This window comes from Rothia koreensis (genome assembly GCF_004136575.1).
Classification (GTDB): Bacteria; Actinomycetota; Actinomycetes; order Actinomycetales; family Micrococcaceae; genus Rothia; species Rothia koreensis.
On the sequence record NZ_NOIQ01000024.1, the window covers coordinates 1 to 19475 of the forward strand.

Consider the following 19475-nt stretch of genomic DNA (forward strand, 5'->3'; position numbering starts at 1 on the left):
GGGCAGCGGGATGCGGCGGGCCCCGCGGGAGGAGGTAGCGGAATGCGACGCCCCTCTTGCTCTTGGGTGGCGGTTACCCGATCACGTGGCGTTTGCCGTCATTAGGTGGTGGTTGAACCGCCTCATAACGAAGGAAAAGGCCTCATAAACAGGTAAGCGGCACCCAACGGACCTCGATATGTTCACGAAAGGGCCGGCATTCGGCCGGAAAACGCCGCTCAAACGGGTAACCGCCACCCAACGGCGTCGGGCGGGACCACGACGACATCGAAATGCCGCCGGAAAACGACGTCGAGCCGCCGGAAACCGCCGCCGAATCGGGTAACTGCCACCCAACGGCTGCCCTGTGGTGCATGGGCCGCCGCCTGCCACCCGTCCGTCCAGCGATCCACCCGCCGTCCAGCCGCCCAACGGTCCAACCGGCCGCCACCCGGCCGCACACGACCCACGTCCTCTCGGGCCGGTAGCGAAACCTCGGCGCCGCATCCCTGCGGGGCCGCCATAGGTCATAAGGTATGGGACATGAGCATTCGTCCTTCTTCACCCAATAACTCCGACGACATCGAGACGCGGCCCGAGGATCCGGATCAGGACACCGAGGGGCGGGACACCGGCCTCGATCCCGACGGCATGGGGCGGGAGGCCCCGCGGGAAAATCTCTTCCGCTACGCCAACGGCCAGTGGATCGACACGCATGAGATCCCCGCGGACCGCGGCATCGACGGTGCGTTCTACGCCCTCAGGGATCTCTCCGAGGAACGGACCCGGGAGATCATCGTTTCCGCCGGCGAAGCCGACCCTGAGTCGAAGGTCGGCGCCCTGTACAACTCGTTCATGAACGAGGACGCCGTCGAGACCGCGGGCAACACACCACTCGACGAAGACCTGGCCGTCCTGGATGCGGCCGAGGACAAGGACGGACTGGTTGACGCTCTGGCAACGCTGGACGCGACCGGCGTCGGAAGCCCGGTGGGCGTCTACGTCAACAACGACGCCAAGAACGCGACCCAATACGTCCCCTACCTCGTGCAGTCCGGTCTCGGGCTCCCGGACGAGGAGTACTACCGGGAGGAGAAGTACGCCGAGATCCGCGAGGCGTACCGCGAGCACATCGCCCGCATGTTCGAGATCACCAGCACCGCCGCGAAACTCGGCGAGACCCCGGAGTCGGCGGCGCAGCAAGTCTTCGATTTCGAGACTCGGCTCGCCTCCCACCATTGGGACAAGGTGACCTGCCGGGATGCGCACAAGACGTACAACCCCTATGACCCGGACATGCTCCGCAACGAATTCCCGGGGTTCCCATGGGGTCGCTGGATCGAGGACCTGGGTGGCAGCGAGGAGAGCTTCTCGCGCGTCGTCGTCGCCCAGCCCTCCTATCTGGAAGCCTTCGCGAAGCTGTGGCAGTCCGAGCCCCTGGAGTCGTGGAAGCTCTGGGCCGTGTGGCACATCGTCCACGCGCGGGCAGCATTCCTCCACGACGCCGCCGTGCAGGAGAACTTCCGTTTCTACTCCCAGCGGCTCATGGGCACCGAGCAGATCCGGGACCGCTGGAAGCGCGGCGTCGGGCTGGTCGAGTCCCTGCTGGGCGAGGAAGTCGGCAAGGAATACGTCGCCCGCCATTTCCCGCCGGAGCACAAGACGCGGATGCAGGAACTCGTCGGCAACCTGATCGAGGCCTACCGGGATTCGATCTCGTCCCTCGAGTGGATGACCCCGCAGACCCGTGAGCGCGCCTTGGAGAAGCTGTCCAAGTTCACCACCAAGATCGGCTACCCGGACGAGTGGCGCGACTACTCCGGGCTGCAGATCGGCGAGAACCTCATGGACAACGTGCGGGCCGGGAACCGGTTCGAGCACGACTACGAACTCGGGAAACTGGGCCAGCCGATCAACCGCCACGAATGGCACATGACACCGCAGACGGTGAACGCCTACTTCAACCCGGTGATGAACGAGATCGTGTTCCCCGCCGCGATCCTGCAGCCGCCTTTCTTCTCGATGGACGCCGACGACGCCGCGAACTACGGCGGCATCGGCGCGGTGATCGGCCACGAGATCGGTCACGGATTCGACGACCAGGGCGCGAAGTACGACGGCGACGGCAACCTCAACGACTGGTGGACCGAGACGGACCTCGAGGAATTCGAGCGGCGCACGAGCGCGCTGGTCGCCCAGTTCAACGAGTACACGCCCGAGGGCCTGGATCCGGAGACGGACCACGTCAACGGCGACCTGACGCTGGGCGAGAACATCGGTGACCTGGGCGGGTTGACCATCGCGATCAAGGCCTACCGCAAAGCCCTCGAGAAACAGGGCCTGACGCTCGACACGGCGCCCGACCTGGACGGCATCACCGCTGTCCAGCGCCTCATCATTTCCTTCGCCCAGATCTGGCGGTCCAAGGCGCGGCCCGAAACGGCCAAGATGTTGCTGTCGATCGACCCCCACTCCCCCGCCGAATTCCGATGCAACGGGACCGTGCGCAACGTGGACGAATTCCACGAGGCCTTCGTCGTCCGACCCCAGGACCCGATGTGGCTCGACCCGGAGAAACGGGTGAGCATCTGGTGACGCCCGAGGTTCTCGTCGTCGGTTCGGTGAGCCGGGACGTCACCGTGACCGTCGACCGGTTCCCCGCTCCCGGTGAAACCGTGGTGGGTCATTCCGTGTCCTACGGACTCGGCGGAAAGGGCGCGAATCAGGCCGTCGCCTCGGCGTTGACCGGGGTCCCGACATCATTCCTCGGATGCGTCGGGACCGACGAGGCGGGCCGTGGCCTGCTGTCCACGCTTCGCGAGCGCGGGGTCATCACGGAGCACACGACCACCGTCTCGGGCGACTCCGGTTCGGCACACATCACGGTCGACGCCGACGGCGAGAACTCGATCTCGATCGTTCCCGCGGCGAATCGGTCGGTGACCCCGGACGTCGTCGCAAGTGCGCGCGATCGGGACTTCGACGGCGCATCCGTGGTGGTCGCGCAGGGAGAGATCCCCGTCGGGACGCTTGAGGAGCTCGGTCGGGCCGTCGCCGCGTCCGGGGTCCGGTTCGTTCTGAATCTGGCGCCTGCCATCGAGGTATCTGCGGAGTGCCTCGCCGCGGCGGACGTGCTGATGGTCAACCAGTCCGAAGCCGAGGCCATCATGCGCAGGCACGGCCTGTCCTCGGCCGAGGGACGGGCGTCCTTCGCCGAGGGCGCGGCGGGATCCGGGGCGCCCGTGGCCGCGGGGGCGTCCGTGGCCGCGGGGGCGTCTGAGCCCGCCGGGGCGTCCGTGGCCGAGGCGGTGTCTGAGTCCGCCGGGGATTCTGAACCCGTCGGAGCGGCGCAGTCCGCCGGGGCGTCCGTGGCCGAGAGGTTGACCGAGATCGTGCGCTGCGCCGTCGTGACCTTGGGCGATTCTGGGTCGGTCGTGGCGGTCCGGGCTGACGAGACCCCAGGGCCCGCGATCATCAGGAGGATCGACGCGGCACGGGTCGAGCCTGTCGTGGACACCACGGGTGCGGGAGACGCCTATGCGGGAGTCTTCTCCGCCGCGCTGGCCCGGAGGCTCCGCGGCAGCGACGCCGACGGCAGCGACGGCGGCGATATCGACGGCGGCGGTTTCGACGGCGGCGATATCGACGGCGGCGGTTTCCGCTCGGGAGACCCGCTTCCCGCGGAGATCGTGGCCTCGTGCGCGGCGATTGCTTCACGCGAGGCGGCGAAGGTCGTTGGGGCGGCGGGGGCGTCGTCGTCCTACTCATCATTCTCAGTGGAGGAACAATGAACGTTGATCTCAATTCCGATTCGGGCGAATCCTTCGGGTCGTGGACCATGGGCGACGACGCCGCAATGGCCCAGATCGTCTCCTCGCTCAACGTGGCCTGTGGTTTTCACGCGGGCGATCCCGACGTCGCCCGCGTGACCTGCCGGGCCGCCGCCGACGCCGGAGTCGCCGTCGGAGCCCACGTCGCCTATCCCGATCTGCAGGGCTTCGGCCGCCGTGTCATGGACATGGCCCACGACGAACTCGTGAACGCGACCATCTACCAAATCGGCGCGCTCCAGGCGATCGCGCGGGCATCCGGGACCCGGGTGACCTACGTGAAGCCGCACGGGGCTCTCTACAACCGCATCGCCCGCGACGCTGCGCAGGCCGCGGCCGTCGCAGAAGGCATCGCTTCGGTGAGCACAGACCTGCCGATCCTGGTTCTCCCGGACTCGGAGATCCAGAAGGCGGCACAGGACGCGGGATTGCGCGCCGTCCCCGAGGTATTCGCCGACCGTGGCTACAACCCCGATGGGTCCTTGGTCTCCCGACGTGAGAAGGGCGCCGTGCTGCACGACGCGAGAGAAATCGCCGACCGCGTGGTCCGCATGGTCGAGGAAGGCCTCGTCACCGCCGTCGACGGTTCGGACGTCCGAGTCTCGGCCGAGAGCGTGTGCGTCCACGGGGACACCCCCGGAGCCGTCGACATTGCGCGAACGATCCGTCGGGGTCTGGACGACGCCGGCATCGAGGTCCAGAGTTTCGTCTGACGGCGACGACGCCGCGCAGGCGTCGAGGGGGGCTGCGGGGCGCCGGGCGCCGGGCGCTGGGCGCTGGGCGCCGGACGTTGGGTGCTGGGCGCCGGACGTTGGGCACTGGGCGCGAGGTGGCAGTTTCGTGCGGTCTCTCCGGCGAAGTGGCAGCTTCGTGCGGCGTCGGGCGTCGAGGTGGCAGTCACGTGCGATGTGGACCGCGAAGTGGCAATGGCGTGCGATTTAGACCGCCAAAACCGCACCAGACTGCCACCTCGCGGAGATTTCCGCACAGAATTGCCACCTCGCGCCGTTTTCCGGCAACCTCAGACCCCCTCAGACGCCGAAGTGGCAGTCACGTGCGGTAGCCGGGCCCAGATCCGCACGAAATTGCCACCTCGACCAACGGCCGGCACAAAAGTGCCACCTCGCCCCCCCCCCGGGAGGGGCGGGACTCAGACGAGCTCGGGGCGGACCCGCGAATCGTCGACGTTGCGGTTCCTCCACGCCTCGATGATCCACATCCAGAAGAACACGAACAGACAGATGATCGGGATCGCGGATACCACCAGCGGGAAGGTGGAGATGTAGTCGAGGTACTGCGATGAGCCGTACAACGCGATGCCGATCCACATGGGCGAGATGTAGAGCCCGATCGCCGCGACCCAAGCCAGGACCAGCGCGATGGTGCGCTCCGGTCCCTTGCGCCAGAAGAGCCACGGGACGGCGTCCACACAGATCGCCGCGATGATCAGCGGGAACCATGTGTTGTGGTGCGACCAGGAGATCGGCGAGATCGAAAGCATCACGAATGCGTTCAGCGAGACGATCGACAGCTTCATTCCGCGTTTGTCCAGCGAGGGAATGACCGCCGCAACCCCCACGATCAGCGCCAGGATCAACACGTACATCACGATCTTCAGCACCGGGCCAGCCAGCCCGATGTGCATGAGCCAACCCTGAATCGAGATGTTGTCGAGGTAGTTGATGTTGCCGACGCGCGACGGATCGGAGATCGCGTCGAACCAGAACTCGGCCGCCTGGTGCGGCAACAGGAGCACGCCAACCAGAATGGTCCCCGCGAACGACGCCGCCAGGGTCACGAGCCCCTTGATGTCCTTGCGCATCAGGAGGACCAGGCCGAAGGCCAGGGGCGTGAGCTTGATACCCGCCGCAATGCCGATCAGCAGACCCCGAGGAATCTTGGTCGCGGGGCGGAGCAGATCGGCGAGGATGAGGAGCATGATCAGCGGGTTGATCTGCACGAGTCCCAGACCGCGGCGCCACGGACCCGAGAGGCAGATGAGGGCCGCGAGCAACGCGATGGTTGTGGTGCGTCCGAGCTTGTCCTGCAGGGGGATCTTGTATCCCCGGTGATTCACGTAGTCGTAGATGATCGCCGCGAACCACCAGGCCACGGCGATCGAGAAGATCACCATGATCGCAGTCCCCACCTTGACCGGGAGGAACGCGAAGGGCAGGAACAGCAACGCCGCGAACGGCGGATACGTGAACGGCAGGAAGGACGTCTCCGTCAGCGGGATCAGGTGCAGGTCGTAGAGGTCCTTGGTGATGCCGTCATTGCCGAAGATCGTGGCGGCACCGGCCCGATACACCGTGAAGTCCAGGCCGCCCTGGGTCATGGCGTAGAGGAATTGTCCGCCAAGAACGACGACGACGGCAATCCACGCACCGATTTGCCAGGGCCTGGACGGCGCGCGAAGTTCAGCGGAAGAGGAAGTCATTGCTTCAGTTTACCCAGGCAGTCCCGTGGTCGCGGTTGCGTGGACGACCGGCCCGAGGGTCAGCCGCGCGAGTCATCCGAACCGTGATCGGAGACCCGGTCGGAGGCCGTGTACGACGTCTCGTTCGCTGGCTGCTCGTTCGCCTGAGTCTTCGACTTCGCCACCAGATTGGTCGGCCCTGCACCCGCGACCTTTCGACGGCGCTTGGGCTTGGGGGCTGAGGTGCCGGCGTCGTCGTCCCCATCGCGGCGTGCCTTCTCCTTTTTCGGTGAAGCCGCGATGCGCAACGCCGTCTCGATGACGATCACGAGCAGGCACACAAAGTACACGATGTAGGAGGGATAGAGCTCCAGGACGCTTCCGACGACGCCGATCAGCGTCGCGACCAGAGCCAGAATGCCCACGACCATAATGATCATGTGCGCGACGTAGAAGCGGTCGGAATCCTTGGTCCGCCACGCCAGGTAGATCGACATCAGGCCGAACAGGATGGGGAAGAACACCTGCCCAGAGACGGCCATCGGATCCGGATTCCACGTATACAGACCCATCGCTTGGATCACCGCGGCCGCGGCCAGCGCAAGGGAGGCAGGCAGAGATTTCATGCCCGCAAGTCTACCGACCGCGAGGAACTGTGCCGAAATATCGCCTGGTCGGGGGCTCGACGGCGTCGAGGCGGCGACGTCGAGGTGGCAGTCCTGTGCGTCCCCAACGCCGAGGTGGCAATCCTGAGCGGCCGCAGCGCCGAGGTGGCAGTCTTGAGCGGCGGCGGCGAGTCAGCGGCGGCGAGATGGCAGTCCTGTGCGGTCCTAGCGCCGAGGTGGCAATCCTGAGCGACCGCGGCGCCGAGGTGGCAATGTAGTGCAGATTTGACCCCCAAAACCGCACAAGGTTGCCACCTCGCGCCCGGACCCGCACGGGATTGCCACCTCGAGGCAGGGATGGGTCTGTCGGTGCACAAAATTGCCACCTCGAGGTCGGGGCACGCCTCCGGACGCACGAAATTGCCACCTCGAGGCGACTCCGGTGCGGCATCGCAAACAACCGCGGTGCCGTCGGGAGGGGGTTACCGGATGGAGAGGAGTTTTCCGTCGTTAGGTGGCGGTTCAGCCCCCACCTAACGACGGAAAATGCCACCGAATCGGGCAACCGCCACCCAACTCGGCCACCCAACTCGGCCAACCAGCCGCTTTAGACCCGCAGCCACCCAACTCACCCAGCCAGCCGCCTCAGACCCCCAGCCCAGCCACTCACCCAGCAAGCCGCACCCAAGCCCATCCCAGCAAAGCCGCCCGCCCCAACCGGCCCCGAGCCCGGGCGCCCTACCGGTCGACGCCGAACAGCCGGTCCGTGTGGGAGTTGCCGAACACGGCGTCGGGGTCCAGGAGCGACCGGAGCGCGCGGAAGTCCTCGAACCTCGGATACAGCCCCGCGAGTTCCTCGTACCCCAGTGTGTGCCGTTTGCCCCAGTGAGGGCGGCCCCCGTGAGCGCGCATGACCCGTTCGACGCCGGTGAGGTACTCGGTCGGGTCCTCACGGAAGAACTGGTGTGCCGCGATGTACATCGTCTCTCGGCCGTACGCGGTGGACAGGGAGACGTCGTCCGCGGCTGCCACGCGGCCTTCGATGGGAAAGGAAATCTTCAGGTTCTTGCACTCGATGAGGTCACGGACCTCGCGGACCGCGGCGGGACCTTCCTCCAGCGGAACGGCCCATTCGGTCTCGTTGAACCGCACTCGTCTCGGCGATACGAAAACCTCGTGGGCGGCCGCCCTGTAGGCGCGGTTGGACGTCGCCCAGGCCGCGACGCGGCAGAGGGTCGGAATGGCTGCGGGGACCAGGGACCCGACTTCGCACATCGCCCGCAGTCCGCCGTTGTCCACGACTTCCTCGCTCAGGACCTGCGCCCACTTCTTCCTCGGCCGCACGTCGGCGAGACCAGCAGGGGCGTGCTCTCCCCTGCGAACCCGCGTATTCGTCTTCGCGACCGCCCGATCGGTGTGGGGGTACCAGAAGAACTCAAGGTGGTCGTGGGCACGGGCCCGTTGTTCCAGACCGTCCAACAGGTCGTCGAGGTTCTCCCCGGTCTCCTGGGCGACCAGGTCGAAGGCCTCCACGCACTGCAACTCGACCTCCAGGAGCAGCCCGAGCACGCCGACCGAGATTCGGGCCAGGGAGAAGATCTCGGGATGCTCGGTCTCGGAGAGGTTCAGCACCGACCCGTCGGCCGTCAACAGTTTCAGCCCCGTCACGGTCCCGCCGAATCCGGTGAACCCGAGCCCGGTTCCGTGGGTTCCCGTCGAGATCGCCCCGGCGATCGACTGCGGGTTGACGTCGCCCTGATTCGTCAGGGCGAGGCCATACGACGCCAGGAGAGCCGGGATGTCGCGGAGGCGCGTCCCGGCGCGGAACCGGGCGCGACGTCGTCCCACGTCCACGCCGACCAGACCGCTCATCTCGTCCAGGCTCACCAGGTGGTCCTCCCCCAAGGCGACGGGGGTGAAGGAATGGCCGGCCCCCATGACCCTGACGCGTTCGCCTCGCGCCGAGGCCTGCCGCACGACGTCGGCCGCCTGCGCCTCAGAACGCGGCTTCCACATGTGCTGGGGTCGGGCCGATTCGATTCCCGACCAGTTGCTGACAGTGTGCATCAGAACGCCCATCCTTCGCCTCGGTAGGTCTTCCATGTCTCGAGAATCCGGCCGCCGGACACGACCTGGTACTCGGTCAGGTGCTCCGCGAGTTCACCGGCCTTGGCGTGGCGGAAGTACACCAGATCCCCGAGCCCCAACGTGTCGGCGCCGGGGCCGTGCAACGGGGTCTGGACCTCGCCCGGCCCCTCGGTCGGAGAGTATTTGAGGCCTTCTGGCCAGGCGATGGTCGGGACCCGGTCCGCCCCCGGCGGCCCGGAAGCGATCCAGCCGCCCTCGAAGACCGTGACCCAGCCCGGCGCCGGGCGACGCACCACGGGGGTTGCGATGAATGCGGCGGGCCGGTGGTGGAACTGCTGGTAGCCGTCGAAGAGCCCCGGGGACAGCAGGCCCGATCCGGCGCCCAACTCGGTGAGTGTGCCCTCGCTCGTGCTCGTCTCGAGGGACCCTGTGCCGCCGCCGTTGACGAATTCGAGGTCCTGCTCCTCCCGGACGGCGGCGATCACCCGGGTCCTGCGGTCCTTGAGCTCGTCGACCGAGATGTCCTGCACGCGGCGGGTCACCATGGCTTTGAGCCCCTTTCCCGCATTCGCCTGGCCCGCGATCTGCCCTTCGTAGGAAAGGATCCCCACCAGGGCGAGGTGGGGTCGGCGAGAGATCTGGCGGACGACGTCGAGCGCCTGCTCCGGTGTTCGCACCGGCGAGCGTCGCGCCCCCAAGTGGACCCGGTCCGCCAGGACCTTCTCCCAGATCCGCAACGATGCGTCCACCTCAAGACAGAGCCTCACGGGCGGCAATGCCGACGCCGGCCCGTCGGATTCCCCTTCGCGTACATATTTTTCGACGTAGTCGAGATGCTCCGTGGAATCGACCGTGAGCGTGATTCTCTCCCTCGCCCGCCGGTTTGCCGCGAGCCTTCGGAGCCCGGGACGGTTGGTCGTCGGGTAGGCGACGAGGACGTCCTCGCACCCCTTCTCCACGAGGGCCAGGGCCTCTTCCAAGGAGAAAGCCATGATGCCGCGAAACCCCGGCCTGGCCAGGACGTAGGACATGACTCCCGGGATCCGCAGGGATTTGGAAGCCACACGAATGGGCAGCCCGCCCGCCCTCTCCCTCAGCGCATCGATATTCGCATCCAACGCATCCCTGTCGATGACCCCGATCGGACCGTCCATTTCCCGGAGAGCTTGGCGGACGGAGAGAGAGACCATGGATAACCCTTCGCTGACGTGGTGCGTTGCATCACACCCTACGTCAGTCTCTGCCATCATGGACTCATGAGTACATCACGTGACGACACGCTCACCGGATCCGCGGCAGTCACAGATGTCCCGCGCCGGCTGGCCGAGTTCCTGGCCGGGAACCTGGAGGACGACGTCGTGGGCACGGGATCCCCGATCCATGTCGCGGCACCCGCGCTCGGGCGAACGATCGCCTCGGTGCCCGGGGCGACCGCGGAGGACGTCCGTCGCGCCGCGGAGAGAAGCCGCGCAGCCCGAGTGGCCTGGTCGGACCGTCCCGCGACGGACCGCGCGGCCGTGCTGCTCCGGCTGCACGGCGAGATCCGGCGGCATGAGGCACTCCTGTTGGACACCATCCAGGCCGAGACGGGCAAATCCCGCATCCACGCCTACGACGAGATCATGGACGCGTACAACGTGTGCCGTTTTGTCGGCCGGGCGGCTCCCCGAGTCCTGCGCGAGGAAAGACGCCGAGGCGCCATCCCCGGCCTGACGAGCACGATCGTCCACCACGCACCGGTTGGCACGGTCGGCTTCATCACGCCGTGGAACTACCCGGTGTCCCTGGGCGGAACCGATCTCCTCTCCGCACTCGCCGCCGGCAACGCCGTCGTGCACAAGCCCGACTCCGCAACGGTCCTCTCGGCAGTCCTGATGCGTCGCCTCGCGGTCGCCGCCGGGTTGCCTTCTGACGTGTGGCAACTCGTTCCGGGAGCGGTCGACGACGTCGGCAACGCCCTCCTCGAGTCCGCCGACGCCGTGTCCTTCACGGGGTCCACGGCCGCCGGTCGCGGCATAGCAACACAGACCGGGCACATGCTGACGCCGACCACCCTCGAACTGGGCGGCAAGAACCCCATGATCGTCTGCTCCGACGCCTCACTGGAAGCCGCCGTGGACGGGGCCGTTCGTGGCGCCTTTTCCTCGACCGGGCAATTGTGCCTGTCCATCGAACGGATCTACGTGGTCGGGGACCTGTACGAGAAGTTCTGCGCGCGCTTCGCGGAGGCGACCGCAGCGCTGCGGGTGGGATTCTCGTTCGACCACAGCCGCGACGTCGGCAGCCTGATCTCGGAGGCGCATCTCGAGCGGGTCCGGGGCGCCGTGGCGAATGCGGTCCGGTCCGGGGCACGCGTGCTCGCCGGCGGCTCGACCCGGCCCGACCTGGGGCCGTGCTTCTTCGAACCGACGGTCCTGACCGACGTTCCTCACGAGGCCCCGATCGCGACCGAGGAGACTTTCGGGCCGGTCGTGACCGTTTGGCGCGTCGAGTCCGACGACGAGGCGATCGCCCGCGCGAACGGGGGCGCCTACGGGCTCAATGCGAGCGTGTATTCGGGATCCAGGAGTCACGGCCTGGAGGTCGCTTCCCGCCTGCACTCGGGGATGGTCAACGTCAACGAAGCCTTCGCGGCCGCGTGGGGGTCCGTCGCGGCGCCGTCGGGCGGGTGGAAGGCGTCCGGCCTCGGTCACCGGCACGGCCCGGAAGGGATCCTGGAATTCACCAGATCTCGGACCATCGCACGCCAGGCCCTGGTCCCCATCGCACCTTCGGGACCCCTGGACCCGACGAGATTCCAGAGGGTCATGACCTCGGCGCTCGGTGCGATGAAGACGCTGGGCATGAAATAGTCCGTTGCGGGAGTGATCTGGGACAACTAGGGGCCGACCTGGAGCAATCCACTCTGTAGGCTTGACCCGATGACTCATTCGCACAGGAACTCCCGCGGAAGAACCGCACGCACCGAGCACGGCAAGGGCGTTGCGGGATTCCTCGCGCGCGATTGGCAGGTCGTGACGGCGTTGACCCTGCTCCTTGCCGGGGCCGTGGGTCTGTTCCTGAGCGACTACGGCAAGACCGAGTGCGCGCTGATCGATACCCCGACGGTCCCCAACCACGGTTCGTCCGCCATCCCCGATCACCTCTCCGGCGAGGTCGACAAGGCCTCCGACGAGTCGGGTCTTCCGGCCAATGTCCTGGCCGCCCAGATCGAGGCCGAATCCGCGTGGAATCCGGATGCCCACTCCAAAGCGGGCGCCAAGGGGATCGCCCAATTCACGGATGACACCTGGGAAACCTGGGGCGAGGGCGACCCCATGAACGAGAAGGACGCGATCGCCGCTCAGGGGCGGTACATGAAATTCCTTCGTGACCAGGCCCGCGACTACGCCGACAATGAGGACCAGGTCAATCGGTACGCCCTGGCCGGGTACAACGCCGGACCCAACGCCATGAAGAAGGCGAAAGGCGTTCCCGACATCCAGGAAACCAAGCTGTACGTGGACAAGATCATGAAGCTCTCCGACGACAAGTACGCCCAGAGCTCCTGCTAGTCGGCCCGGACAACCGGTCGTTCTCGCACGGCATTGCCGCCTCGGCACGCCCGACGACGTCGAACCGGAGATGTCGGACTAGATTGGTGCCATGGCACCAACTTCAGAATTTCCGTGGATCATCGCCGTCGACCAGGCCGCCGAGCTGATCGAGAGGCCGGATGTCCCCATCCGGGTCGCCGACGTCCGCTGGTACTTGAACGGGCACCCCGGACTGGATGAATACCGCTCGGGGCATGTTCCGGGAGCGGCGTTCGTCGACCTCGACACGGTGCTCGCCGCACCCGGCACCGCAGAAACCGGGCGTCACCCGCTCCCCGATGCGGAAACCTTCGCGGCCGGGATGGAATCGGCCGGCATCGATGACCAGAGCGTCGTCATCGCGTACGACGATGCCTCTGGGGCCTCCGCCTCGCGCCTCGTGTGGCTGCTCCGCGCCACGGGCCATACGGCGATGGTCCTCGACGGCGGAATCCAGGCCTGGGTCGAGGCTTTCGGCCAGGAGTCGCTGGTCGAGGGGTCGGGAGACGTGGCCTCGGCCGACCCGGGGAGTTTCGCCCGAACCCCCGTGAATCCGGAGTGGACCGCTTCGATGGAGGACGCCGAAACGGCGGGCACGAATGGTCGGCCGCTCATCGATTCGAGAGCCCCCGAACGCTATCGGGGCGAGACCGAACCCATGGACGCCTGGGCCGGCCACATTCCCGGCGCCCAGAATGTATTCCATGCCAAGAACATTGGCGATGACGGTCGGTTCCTTTCGGCGCCGGAACTGCGGAAACGCTTCGAGGACGCAGGGGTCCCGCAATCCACCGACGACGCCGGGACCGCCTCACCCATCGTGTACTGCGGGTCCGGCGTCACCGCATGCCACAACCTGGTGGCCATGGAAGCCGCGGGGCTCCACGGGCGTCTGTACGCTGGCTCGTGGTCCCAGTATTCGGCCCTGCATCCAGCCCCTGCCGCCGAGTCCGCGACCACACGGTCCGCGGCCGGCGAGTCCGCGACCGGCGAGTCGGAGCCGGACAACGTGTAGCGGCACGACCGCGCAGGCCGGGCCGAGCTACAGAACCTTTGCGAGCCTCTCGACGCCCTCGGAGAGCTTTTCGGGCGAGACCGAGGAGAAAGCGAGACGCACGTTGCGTGCGCCCGAAGGGACGGCGGGAGGGTTGCCGGCACGGTGAGCCGCGGCGTCGTCGTAGAACGCCGTGCCGGGGACGAAGACCACGCCGGCATCGATCGCGCGAGGCAGAGCCTTTTCCGCGTCGGCCGCGCCGCCTTCCGGCAGGGTCAGCCACGTGAAGAACCCACCCTCGGGCACGGTCCACTGCGTGCCTTCGGGCATGTGCTGCTCACAGGCGTTCAGCACGGCCTCGCACCGCTCCTGGTAGAGGGTCGAGGTCTTGCGCGTGTGGGGCTCCCACATGCCTTCGCTCATGAACCCGAGCACCAGCCGCTGGGAGAGCACTGACGGGCAGATCGTCACGGCCTCGCCCGCGATCTGGAGGAACTTCCTGACGCGCGGCGGCGCGACCATCCACCCCACGCGAACACCCGGCGAGAAGACTTTCGAGAAGCTGCCGAGGTAGATCACGGCGTCGGGATCGTAGGAGTGCAACGAACGGTGACGTTCGCCGTCGAAACCCAGCTGGCCGTAGGGGTTGTCCTCGACGACCAGGACGTCATTCTCCCGGCAGACCCGCACGAGCTCGGCGCGTCGATCGTCGGCGAGGGTCACGCCGGTCGGGTTCTGGAAGTTCGGGATCGTGTAGAGGAACTTGACCTTCTTGCCCTCGGCGGCAAGCTGCTTGATTCTCTCCTCCACCTGGTCCGGCACGAGGCCCTGCTCGTCCATCTCGACCTGCTGCACCTCGACCTCGTAACCCTCGAACACGCCGAGGGCGCCCGTGTACGTGGGGCCTTCGGCGAGGACGACGTCGCCCGGGTCGGTGAACAGCTTGGTCACCAGGTCCAGGCCCATCTGGGAGCCGGCGGTCATCTGGATCTCGTCCAGTTTCGGACGGGACCCCTCCGATTCCATGAACCCGCACACGAGTTCGGCCAGCTCCTCCAACCCTGCGCCGGAACCGTACTGCAGAACCTCAAGGCCTTCCTTGGCAATGATCTCCGACGCCATCTGACCCAACCGGTCCAGCGGCAGGAGCTCCAGGTCGGGATTGCCGCCGGCCAAGGAGATGATGCCGGGCCGCATGGAGACCTCGAAGACGTCGCGCACGGGCGATGGCCGGAAGCCCGACGCCCTGGTCGCGAATCCTTGCATCAGGCGCGCATCCGCGCCGGTTGCTCCGGACATGAGTTCCTGAATGCTGACCACTTAGATCTCCTTCGACTCGAGTGGGGGCGGCCTGAGTGCGCGGACGGTGCGCCCGCGATCGGCCTACTTGCCGTACGTGTTCTTGGCCTCGCCGTACGCGGGGCCATCGGCCGGAGCGTTCTTGCCCAGGGCCATGAGGCTGATGAATTCGTAGACGATGTGTGCCGCCGCGATTCCCGTGAGCTCCGCATGGTCGTAGGCGGGTGCGACCTCGACGACCTCGCCGCCGACGACGTCGAGCCCCCGCAGCCCGCGGATGATCTCGAGGATCTCCCGGCTCGTCGCACCGCCGGCCTCAGGGGTACCGGTCCCGGGCGCATGGGCCGGGTCCAGGACGTCGATGTCGAGGGAAATGTACAGGGGACGGTCGCCGACCCGCTGGCGCAGGAGGTCGACGACCTTGTCCACGCCGAGGCGGTAGATGTCCGCGGAGGACACGATGCCGAATCCGAACCGGGCGTCGTCGTCCAGATCCTGCGTGCCGTAGAGCGGACCACGCGTGCCGACATGACACAACGCATCCGTGTCGATCAGGTTCTCCTCGAATGCCCGGCGGAACGGCGTGCCATGCGTGTACTCGGCCCCGAAATAGGTGTCCCACGTATCCAGGTGGGCATCGAAGTGCAGCAGGGCGACCGGCCCGTGCTGCCGTTGCATGTTCCTCAGATTCGGCAGGGCAACGGTGTGGTCCCCACCGATCGTGATGAGCCTGGTTCCGTCCTGAGTCAGCTCGAACGCTCCGGCCTCCATGGCGCCGAGCGCGTCCTCGATGTCGAAGGGGTTGCCGATGATGTCACCCGCGTCGGCCACCTGCGTGTTCTTGAAGGGCGACACGTTCTGTGCGGGATTGAACGGACGCAGCAGACGCGATGATTCGCGCACGTGATTGGGGCCGAAGCGGGCCCCGGGCCGGTAGGAGACTCCCGTGTCCCAGGGCATGCCCGCGACGACGACGTCGGCCTCCCCCACTTCGTCCAGACGCGGCAGGCGGGCGAAGGTTCCGTTGCCGGCCCAGCGCGGAACCTGGGCGGCGTTGACGGGACCCACGAACGAACGACCGTTCGCGTCGGTCTCGACGATGCGTTCGGGATCGGCCGAGAAACTCGGCTTGGCCTGGGGCTTGTTTTCGCTGGTCACGTGCATCCTTCCGGAGGGACAGTCTGGCTTGTTTCCCATTGTGCAACAAAAGTTGTATCGACGCACGGCCCATCCGCGAAGTGGCAATGGGCGCCGCGAGGTGGCAGTGGGCGCCGCGAGGTGGCAATCTCGTGCGGTTTTCGCCCCATTTTCCGCACGCCACTGCCACCTCGCGGGATAAGTTGCCACCTCGCGGGATAAGTTGCCACCTCGCGGGGAAGTGACTCGGGGCTAGACGTAGCGACGCGCGGCCTCGACGGCGCGGCGCCCGTATCCTCCACCGAACAGCGCGGCGTGCAACAGGATCAGGTGAAGCTGGTGCAGATCCACGCGCTCCTGCCATCCCGCCTCGAGCGGTCGGGTCTCGTCGTACCCCTTGATGATCTCGCCCAGATGCGGAGCACCGAACATGTCCAGCGCAGCCAGGTCATCCTCCCGATGCCCGCCGTAGGGGGTGGGGTCGATCAGGACGGCTTCGTCTCCCGACCACAGGACATTTCCGGCCCACAGGTCGCCGTGCAGGCGGCACGGCGAGTCGTCGTCGTCAAATACGCCGCCCGCGAGCCTCTCGCACAGACGGCCGAAGAGCTTCCGGTCCTCACCGGAGAACCCTGCGGTCTCCCGAACCAGCGGTTCGATCCGCAATCTCGCGAACATTTCTCCCCACCCGTTGAACTCTCCGAGTGGAAGCGGGAGCTGCTGAGTCGCGGGCCCCTGGTACCCATCTCCCTCCCACCCGGGAGGGCCTGCACCCCAGGCGGGAGCCCCGGCGTCGTGCATCATGGCCAACCCTTGCCCGAAGGCCCGGGCGGATGCTTTCGACGGCGAGGACTCACGGACCATCTCGAGCCGAAGACCGTCCTCCTCGACGCCGAGCACCCGGCAGATCCTGACCCCGCCGTTCTCCTCGGCGTCGGCGAGCCAGTCCAATCCGGCTTTCTCCCAGTCAGCAGGCCGACCCGTCGTGCGCTTCGTGAAAAACTCCATACTTCATGATGTCCCACCGTGAGCTCACCCGAAAGAGGACCAATGTTTACCGGCGCGCCACACATCTCTGTCAGGATGAAGTCGTGAGCTTCTTGATCGCCCATCGCGGCCACTCCTCGAAAGCACCCGAAAACACCATGGCCGCCTTCGAGTCGGCCGTGGATGCGGGATTCACGTGGATCGAGACGGACGCGGACATGCTCAAAGACGGCACCGTCGTCCTGGTGCACGATGCCTCGTTCCGCCGGACCGGTCGAACGTCGGCCCGCGTGAGCACGTCCACATCCGAAGATCTTCCAGGGATCGACGTCGGTCGCTGGTTCTCCGCGCGCTACGCGAACAGCCGGGTTCCCACGCTCGCCAACCTCGTCGACCTGATGAACCGGACCGGGCTGAGCGCGAATGTCGAACTCAAACTCTCCGACCCCACACCGGAGCGAATCGACGATTACATCGACACCCTCATCCGCGGGCTGAAACGCCTCGACCCGGAATCACTGAGAAATCGGGTGATCATTTCCTCCTTCAATCATCGGCTTCTCGCGGCACTGCACCTGGCCGCACCCCAACTGCGATTGGGATGCTTGTTCGAACGGAGCCGATTCGCACCCTTGAAACGCCACAGTGTATGGCGCAATGCGGCATGGGCGACCGGCGCCGAATTCATCCACCCGCACCACCGTGAACTCACCCGAAAAATCGTGAGATTGATCAGAGCGGAAGGATTCGGCGTCAACACGTGGACGGTCAACAATCCGCGCCGCGCTGCCAGGCTCGCCCGCTGGGGCGTGGGCGGGATATGCACGGACGGCCCCAAGGGCATGACTCCCCAGGATGCGCCGTCGTCGTTGCGGTCGGATGGTTCGACGCCGTTGCGGCGCACCTCCGGCGGAGCAACTACGGACGACGACCCCGGAAATTCAAGCCTGACGGCAAAACTTTCCAATTAGAATAAAATTTTCACCAAAATACACCGCGAGAACCCCAATATCCGTCATGAGTATTCATTTTTGAATATTCATTGACCGAATTATGAGACGTGACTTACATTGGGTCGACCAGGCTCGAAAACAGTTTGGGCCGTGGCTCTATGGAGTTCAGTCAATGAAAAAGCCTCAGCACCTTAAGAGAGCAGCTTCAGCGCTGGGAATCATCGGCGCGTCGATAGCACTGGGGGTTTCCGGGACCCCCGCCCTGGCCGCCACGGACGGCGATCCGGCCAACTACATTGTGGGCGGCCAACCCACCAACAGCCCCAACATTGTCCAGCTCTCCTTCCAGACCGAGGGAGAACAGGGAACTTTCGGCTGCACCGGTGAGGCCATCAACAGCGAGTGGATTCTGACCGCTCGCCACTGCACCGAAGGGTCGCAGGACATGAAGGCCTACTACTCGAACGACACCTCGAACCCCGGTCCGGCCGAGGCCTCGGACCGTGTGGTCAACTCACCGAACGGTGACGTGGGTCTGGTCCACCTCGAGACTCCGCACGAGGTCAGCTCGTACGCCCAGTTGGGCGACGGATACACGCCCAGCGCCGGTGACCACGGAGACATCTTCGGCTACGGCCTGCGCGCCAACCAGGGTCAGCCCGACTGGCTGTACACGGCCGGAGTGAACGTGCTCGGAACCTCCACGGATGCCTACGAGGGCGAAGCGATCCATATCCGCGGCGACGACGGCGCCTCGAACCACGGCGATTCCGGCGGTCCGTTGGTCATCAACGGCAAGATCGTCGGAGTGTGCTCGACCGGCGATACCGTCGATCCGGGCGCCGACACCCAGGCCGGAAGCAACTACGCCAACCTCAACGACCACCGCGACTGGATCTCGCAGCAGACCGGCGTGTGAGCCGACCGGTGACCGCGGATCATCGACCGCGGTCCCCAGAGGTGATTCGCGCGGCGTCGACCACCGCTTCGGCGGGTGCCGACGCCGCGCGAAATTCGTTCACGGACCGTGCGGTCCCTACTTGTTGACCAGAACCCAGAGGACTTCGGCCGGGCCGCCGGTACTGCGCCACGAGTGCGGCTCGTGGCCGCTCAGGGTCACGGAATCCCCGGGGGACAGTTCGAATTCCCCGGCGCTCGTGCGCAGAACGAACTCACCGGAGATGACGTGCAGAACCTCGGTCTCGCACTCGACGGTGTACAGGCTCTCCTCGCCCTTGCCCCCGGGCTCGATGCTGGCCCGGATCACCTGGACCTTTTCCAGGTCCGGCCCCGAGACGAGGCGCTCGTGAATGCCCGCCCCTCCGAGGTCCACTTCGGGGGCCTCGTCGAGACGGATGACCTGCGTATCCGGCTCCTCGAACAGGTCGCCGATGTCCACGCGCAGGGCCCGGCACAGCTTCACGAGTGACGCGACGGACGGAGAAGTCTGCTCGCGCTCGACGCGGCTGATGAAACCTTTGGTCAGATCCGTTGCCGTGGCCAGCTGCTCGATCGTCATGTGCTGGCGCAGCCGATGGTTGCGGAGGCGCGATCCGAGCTCGGGCGACCTCTCCGACTGCTGTACGGGCAACGCCTTCATGGCTGGATC

16 protein-coding genes are annotated in these 19475 nt (G+C 66.4%); 8 read left to right on the top strand and 8 right to left on the bottom strand.

Going from position 1 to position 19475, the window contains the following annotated elements; translation table 11 throughout:
- The first annotated feature begins 630 nt into the window (after positions 1–630).
- Genes EWU68_RS11750 through EWU68_RS11760 form a run of 3 tightly spaced genes read left to right on the top strand, consistent with a single transcriptional unit; the run spans position 631 to position 4522 of the window.
- Entirely contained in the window at positions 631–2574 is a 1944-nt protein-coding gene (locus tag EWU68_RS11750; RefSeq protein WP_129316347.1) for a M13 family metallopeptidase, read from the top strand.
- Complete coding sequence (locus tag EWU68_RS13360; RefSeq protein WP_162421496.1) at positions 2538–3770, top strand: ribokinase; 1233 nt, start codon at positions 2538–2540, stop codon at positions 3768–3770. The genes EWU68_RS11750 and EWU68_RS13360 overlap by 37 nt, the downstream gene beginning before the upstream one ends.
- A complete protein-coding gene (locus tag EWU68_RS11760; RefSeq protein ID WP_129316327.1) occupies positions 3767–4522 on the top strand; it encodes a LamB/YcsF family protein in 756 nt (251 codons plus the stop codon). Before EWU68_RS13360 ends, EWU68_RS11760 begins: the two co-directional genes overlap by 4 nt.
- Before the next feature lie 437 nt (positions 4523–4959).
- Here the strand turns inward: EWU68_RS11760 and EWU68_RS11765 are convergent, their stop codons facing one another.
- The 4 genes from EWU68_RS11765 to EWU68_RS11780 all read right to left on the bottom strand — a co-directional run bounded on the left by EWU68_RS11765 (position 4960) and on the right by EWU68_RS11780 (position 10111).
- A complete protein-coding gene (locus EWU68_RS11765) occupies positions 4960–6249 on the bottom strand; it encodes a glycosyltransferase 87 family protein (protein ID WP_129316328.1) in 1290 nt (429 codons plus the stop codon).
- A gap of 59 nt (positions 6250–6308) precedes the next feature.
- The gene (locus EWU68_RS11770; protein WP_129316329.1) at positions 6309–6854 is read right to left on the bottom strand and encodes a tetraspanin family protein; all 546 of its coding nucleotides are present in this window, start codon (positions 6852–6854) and stop codon (positions 6309–6311) included.
- A 717-nt stretch (positions 6855–7571) separates the two neighbouring features.
- Positions 7572–8900 carry a D-arabinono-1,4-lactone oxidase gene (locus EWU68_RS11775; RefSeq protein WP_238692446.1) on the bottom strand — a complete coding sequence of 443 codons (1329 nt, stop codon included), beginning with the start codon at positions 8898–8900 and terminating at the stop codon, positions 7572–7574.
- Positions 8900–10111 carry an alanine racemase gene (locus tag EWU68_RS11780; protein ID WP_129316330.1) on the bottom strand — a complete coding sequence of 404 codons (1212 nt, stop codon included), beginning with the start codon at positions 10109–10111 and terminating at the stop codon, positions 8900–8902. Before EWU68_RS11780 ends, EWU68_RS11775 begins: the two co-directional genes overlap by 1 nt.
- A 66-nt stretch (positions 10112–10177) precedes the next feature.
- Here EWU68_RS11780 and EWU68_RS11785 point away from each other — a divergent pair, with 66 nt between their 5' ends.
- The 3 genes from EWU68_RS11785 to EWU68_RS11795 all read left to right on the top strand — a co-directional run bounded on the left by EWU68_RS11785 (position 10178) and on the right by EWU68_RS11795 (position 13511).
- The gene (locus EWU68_RS11785) at positions 10178–11773 is read left to right on the top strand and encodes a succinic semialdehyde dehydrogenase (RefSeq protein ID WP_129316331.1); all 1596 of its coding nucleotides are present in this window, start codon (positions 10178–10180) and stop codon (positions 11771–11773) included.
- A gap of 69 nt (positions 11774–11842) precedes the next feature.
- Entirely contained in the window at positions 11843–12475 is a 633-nt protein-coding gene (locus tag EWU68_RS11790; RefSeq protein ID WP_129316332.1) for a transglycosylase SLT domain-containing protein, read from the top strand.
- Between the two features lie 91 nt (positions 12476–12566).
- A complete protein-coding gene (locus EWU68_RS11795) occupies positions 12567–13511 on the top strand; it encodes a sulfurtransferase (protein WP_165162144.1) in 945 nt (314 codons plus the stop codon).
- Between the two features lie 27 nt (positions 13512–13538).
- On the opposite strand, the gene EWU68_RS11800 is transcribed toward EWU68_RS11795, so the two are convergent.
- The 3 genes from EWU68_RS11800 to EWU68_RS11810 all read right to left on the bottom strand — a co-directional run bounded on the left by EWU68_RS11800 (position 13539) and on the right by EWU68_RS11810 (position 16934).
- Positions 13539–14810: an aminotransferase-like domain-containing protein gene (locus tag EWU68_RS11800; RefSeq protein WP_238692447.1), complete on the bottom strand. Its 1272-nt coding sequence runs from the start codon at positions 14808–14810 to the stop codon at positions 13539–13541.
- 63 nt (positions 14811–14873) lie between these two features.
- Positions 14874–15890 carry an agmatinase gene (gene speB, locus EWU68_RS11805; RefSeq protein WP_238692449.1) on the bottom strand — a complete coding sequence of 339 codons (1017 nt, stop codon included), beginning with the start codon at positions 15888–15890 and terminating at the stop codon, positions 14874–14876.
- A 288-nt stretch (positions 15891–16178) separates the two neighbouring features.
- Entirely contained in the window at positions 16179–16934 is a 756-nt protein-coding gene (locus EWU68_RS11810; protein WP_129316333.1) for a fructosamine kinase family protein, read from the bottom strand.
- Positions 16935–17017: 83 nt separating this feature from the next.
- Here EWU68_RS11810 and EWU68_RS11815 point away from each other — a divergent pair, with 83 nt between their 5' ends.
- Both EWU68_RS11815 and EWU68_RS11820 read left to right on the top strand, forming a co-directional pair.
- Positions 17018–17884 (top strand): glycerophosphodiester phosphodiesterase family protein, encoded by an 867-nt coding sequence (locus tag EWU68_RS11815; RefSeq protein ID WP_162421494.1) that lies wholly within the window; start codon positions 17018–17020, stop codon positions 17882–17884.
- 154 nt (positions 17885–18038) lie between these two features.
- On the top strand, positions 18039–18785 hold the full coding sequence (locus tag EWU68_RS11820; RefSeq protein WP_129316335.1) for a S1 family peptidase: 747 nt from the start codon (positions 18039–18041) through the stop codon (positions 18783–18785).
- A gap of 117 nt (positions 18786–18902) precedes the next feature.
- Here EWU68_RS11820 and EWU68_RS11825 read toward each other — a convergent pair whose 3' ends face one another.
- Positions 18903–19466 (bottom strand): helix-turn-helix domain-containing protein, encoded by a 564-nt coding sequence (locus EWU68_RS11825; RefSeq protein WP_129316336.1) that lies wholly within the window; start codon positions 19464–19466, stop codon positions 18903–18905.
- Positions 19467–19475 lie beyond the last annotated feature (9 nt).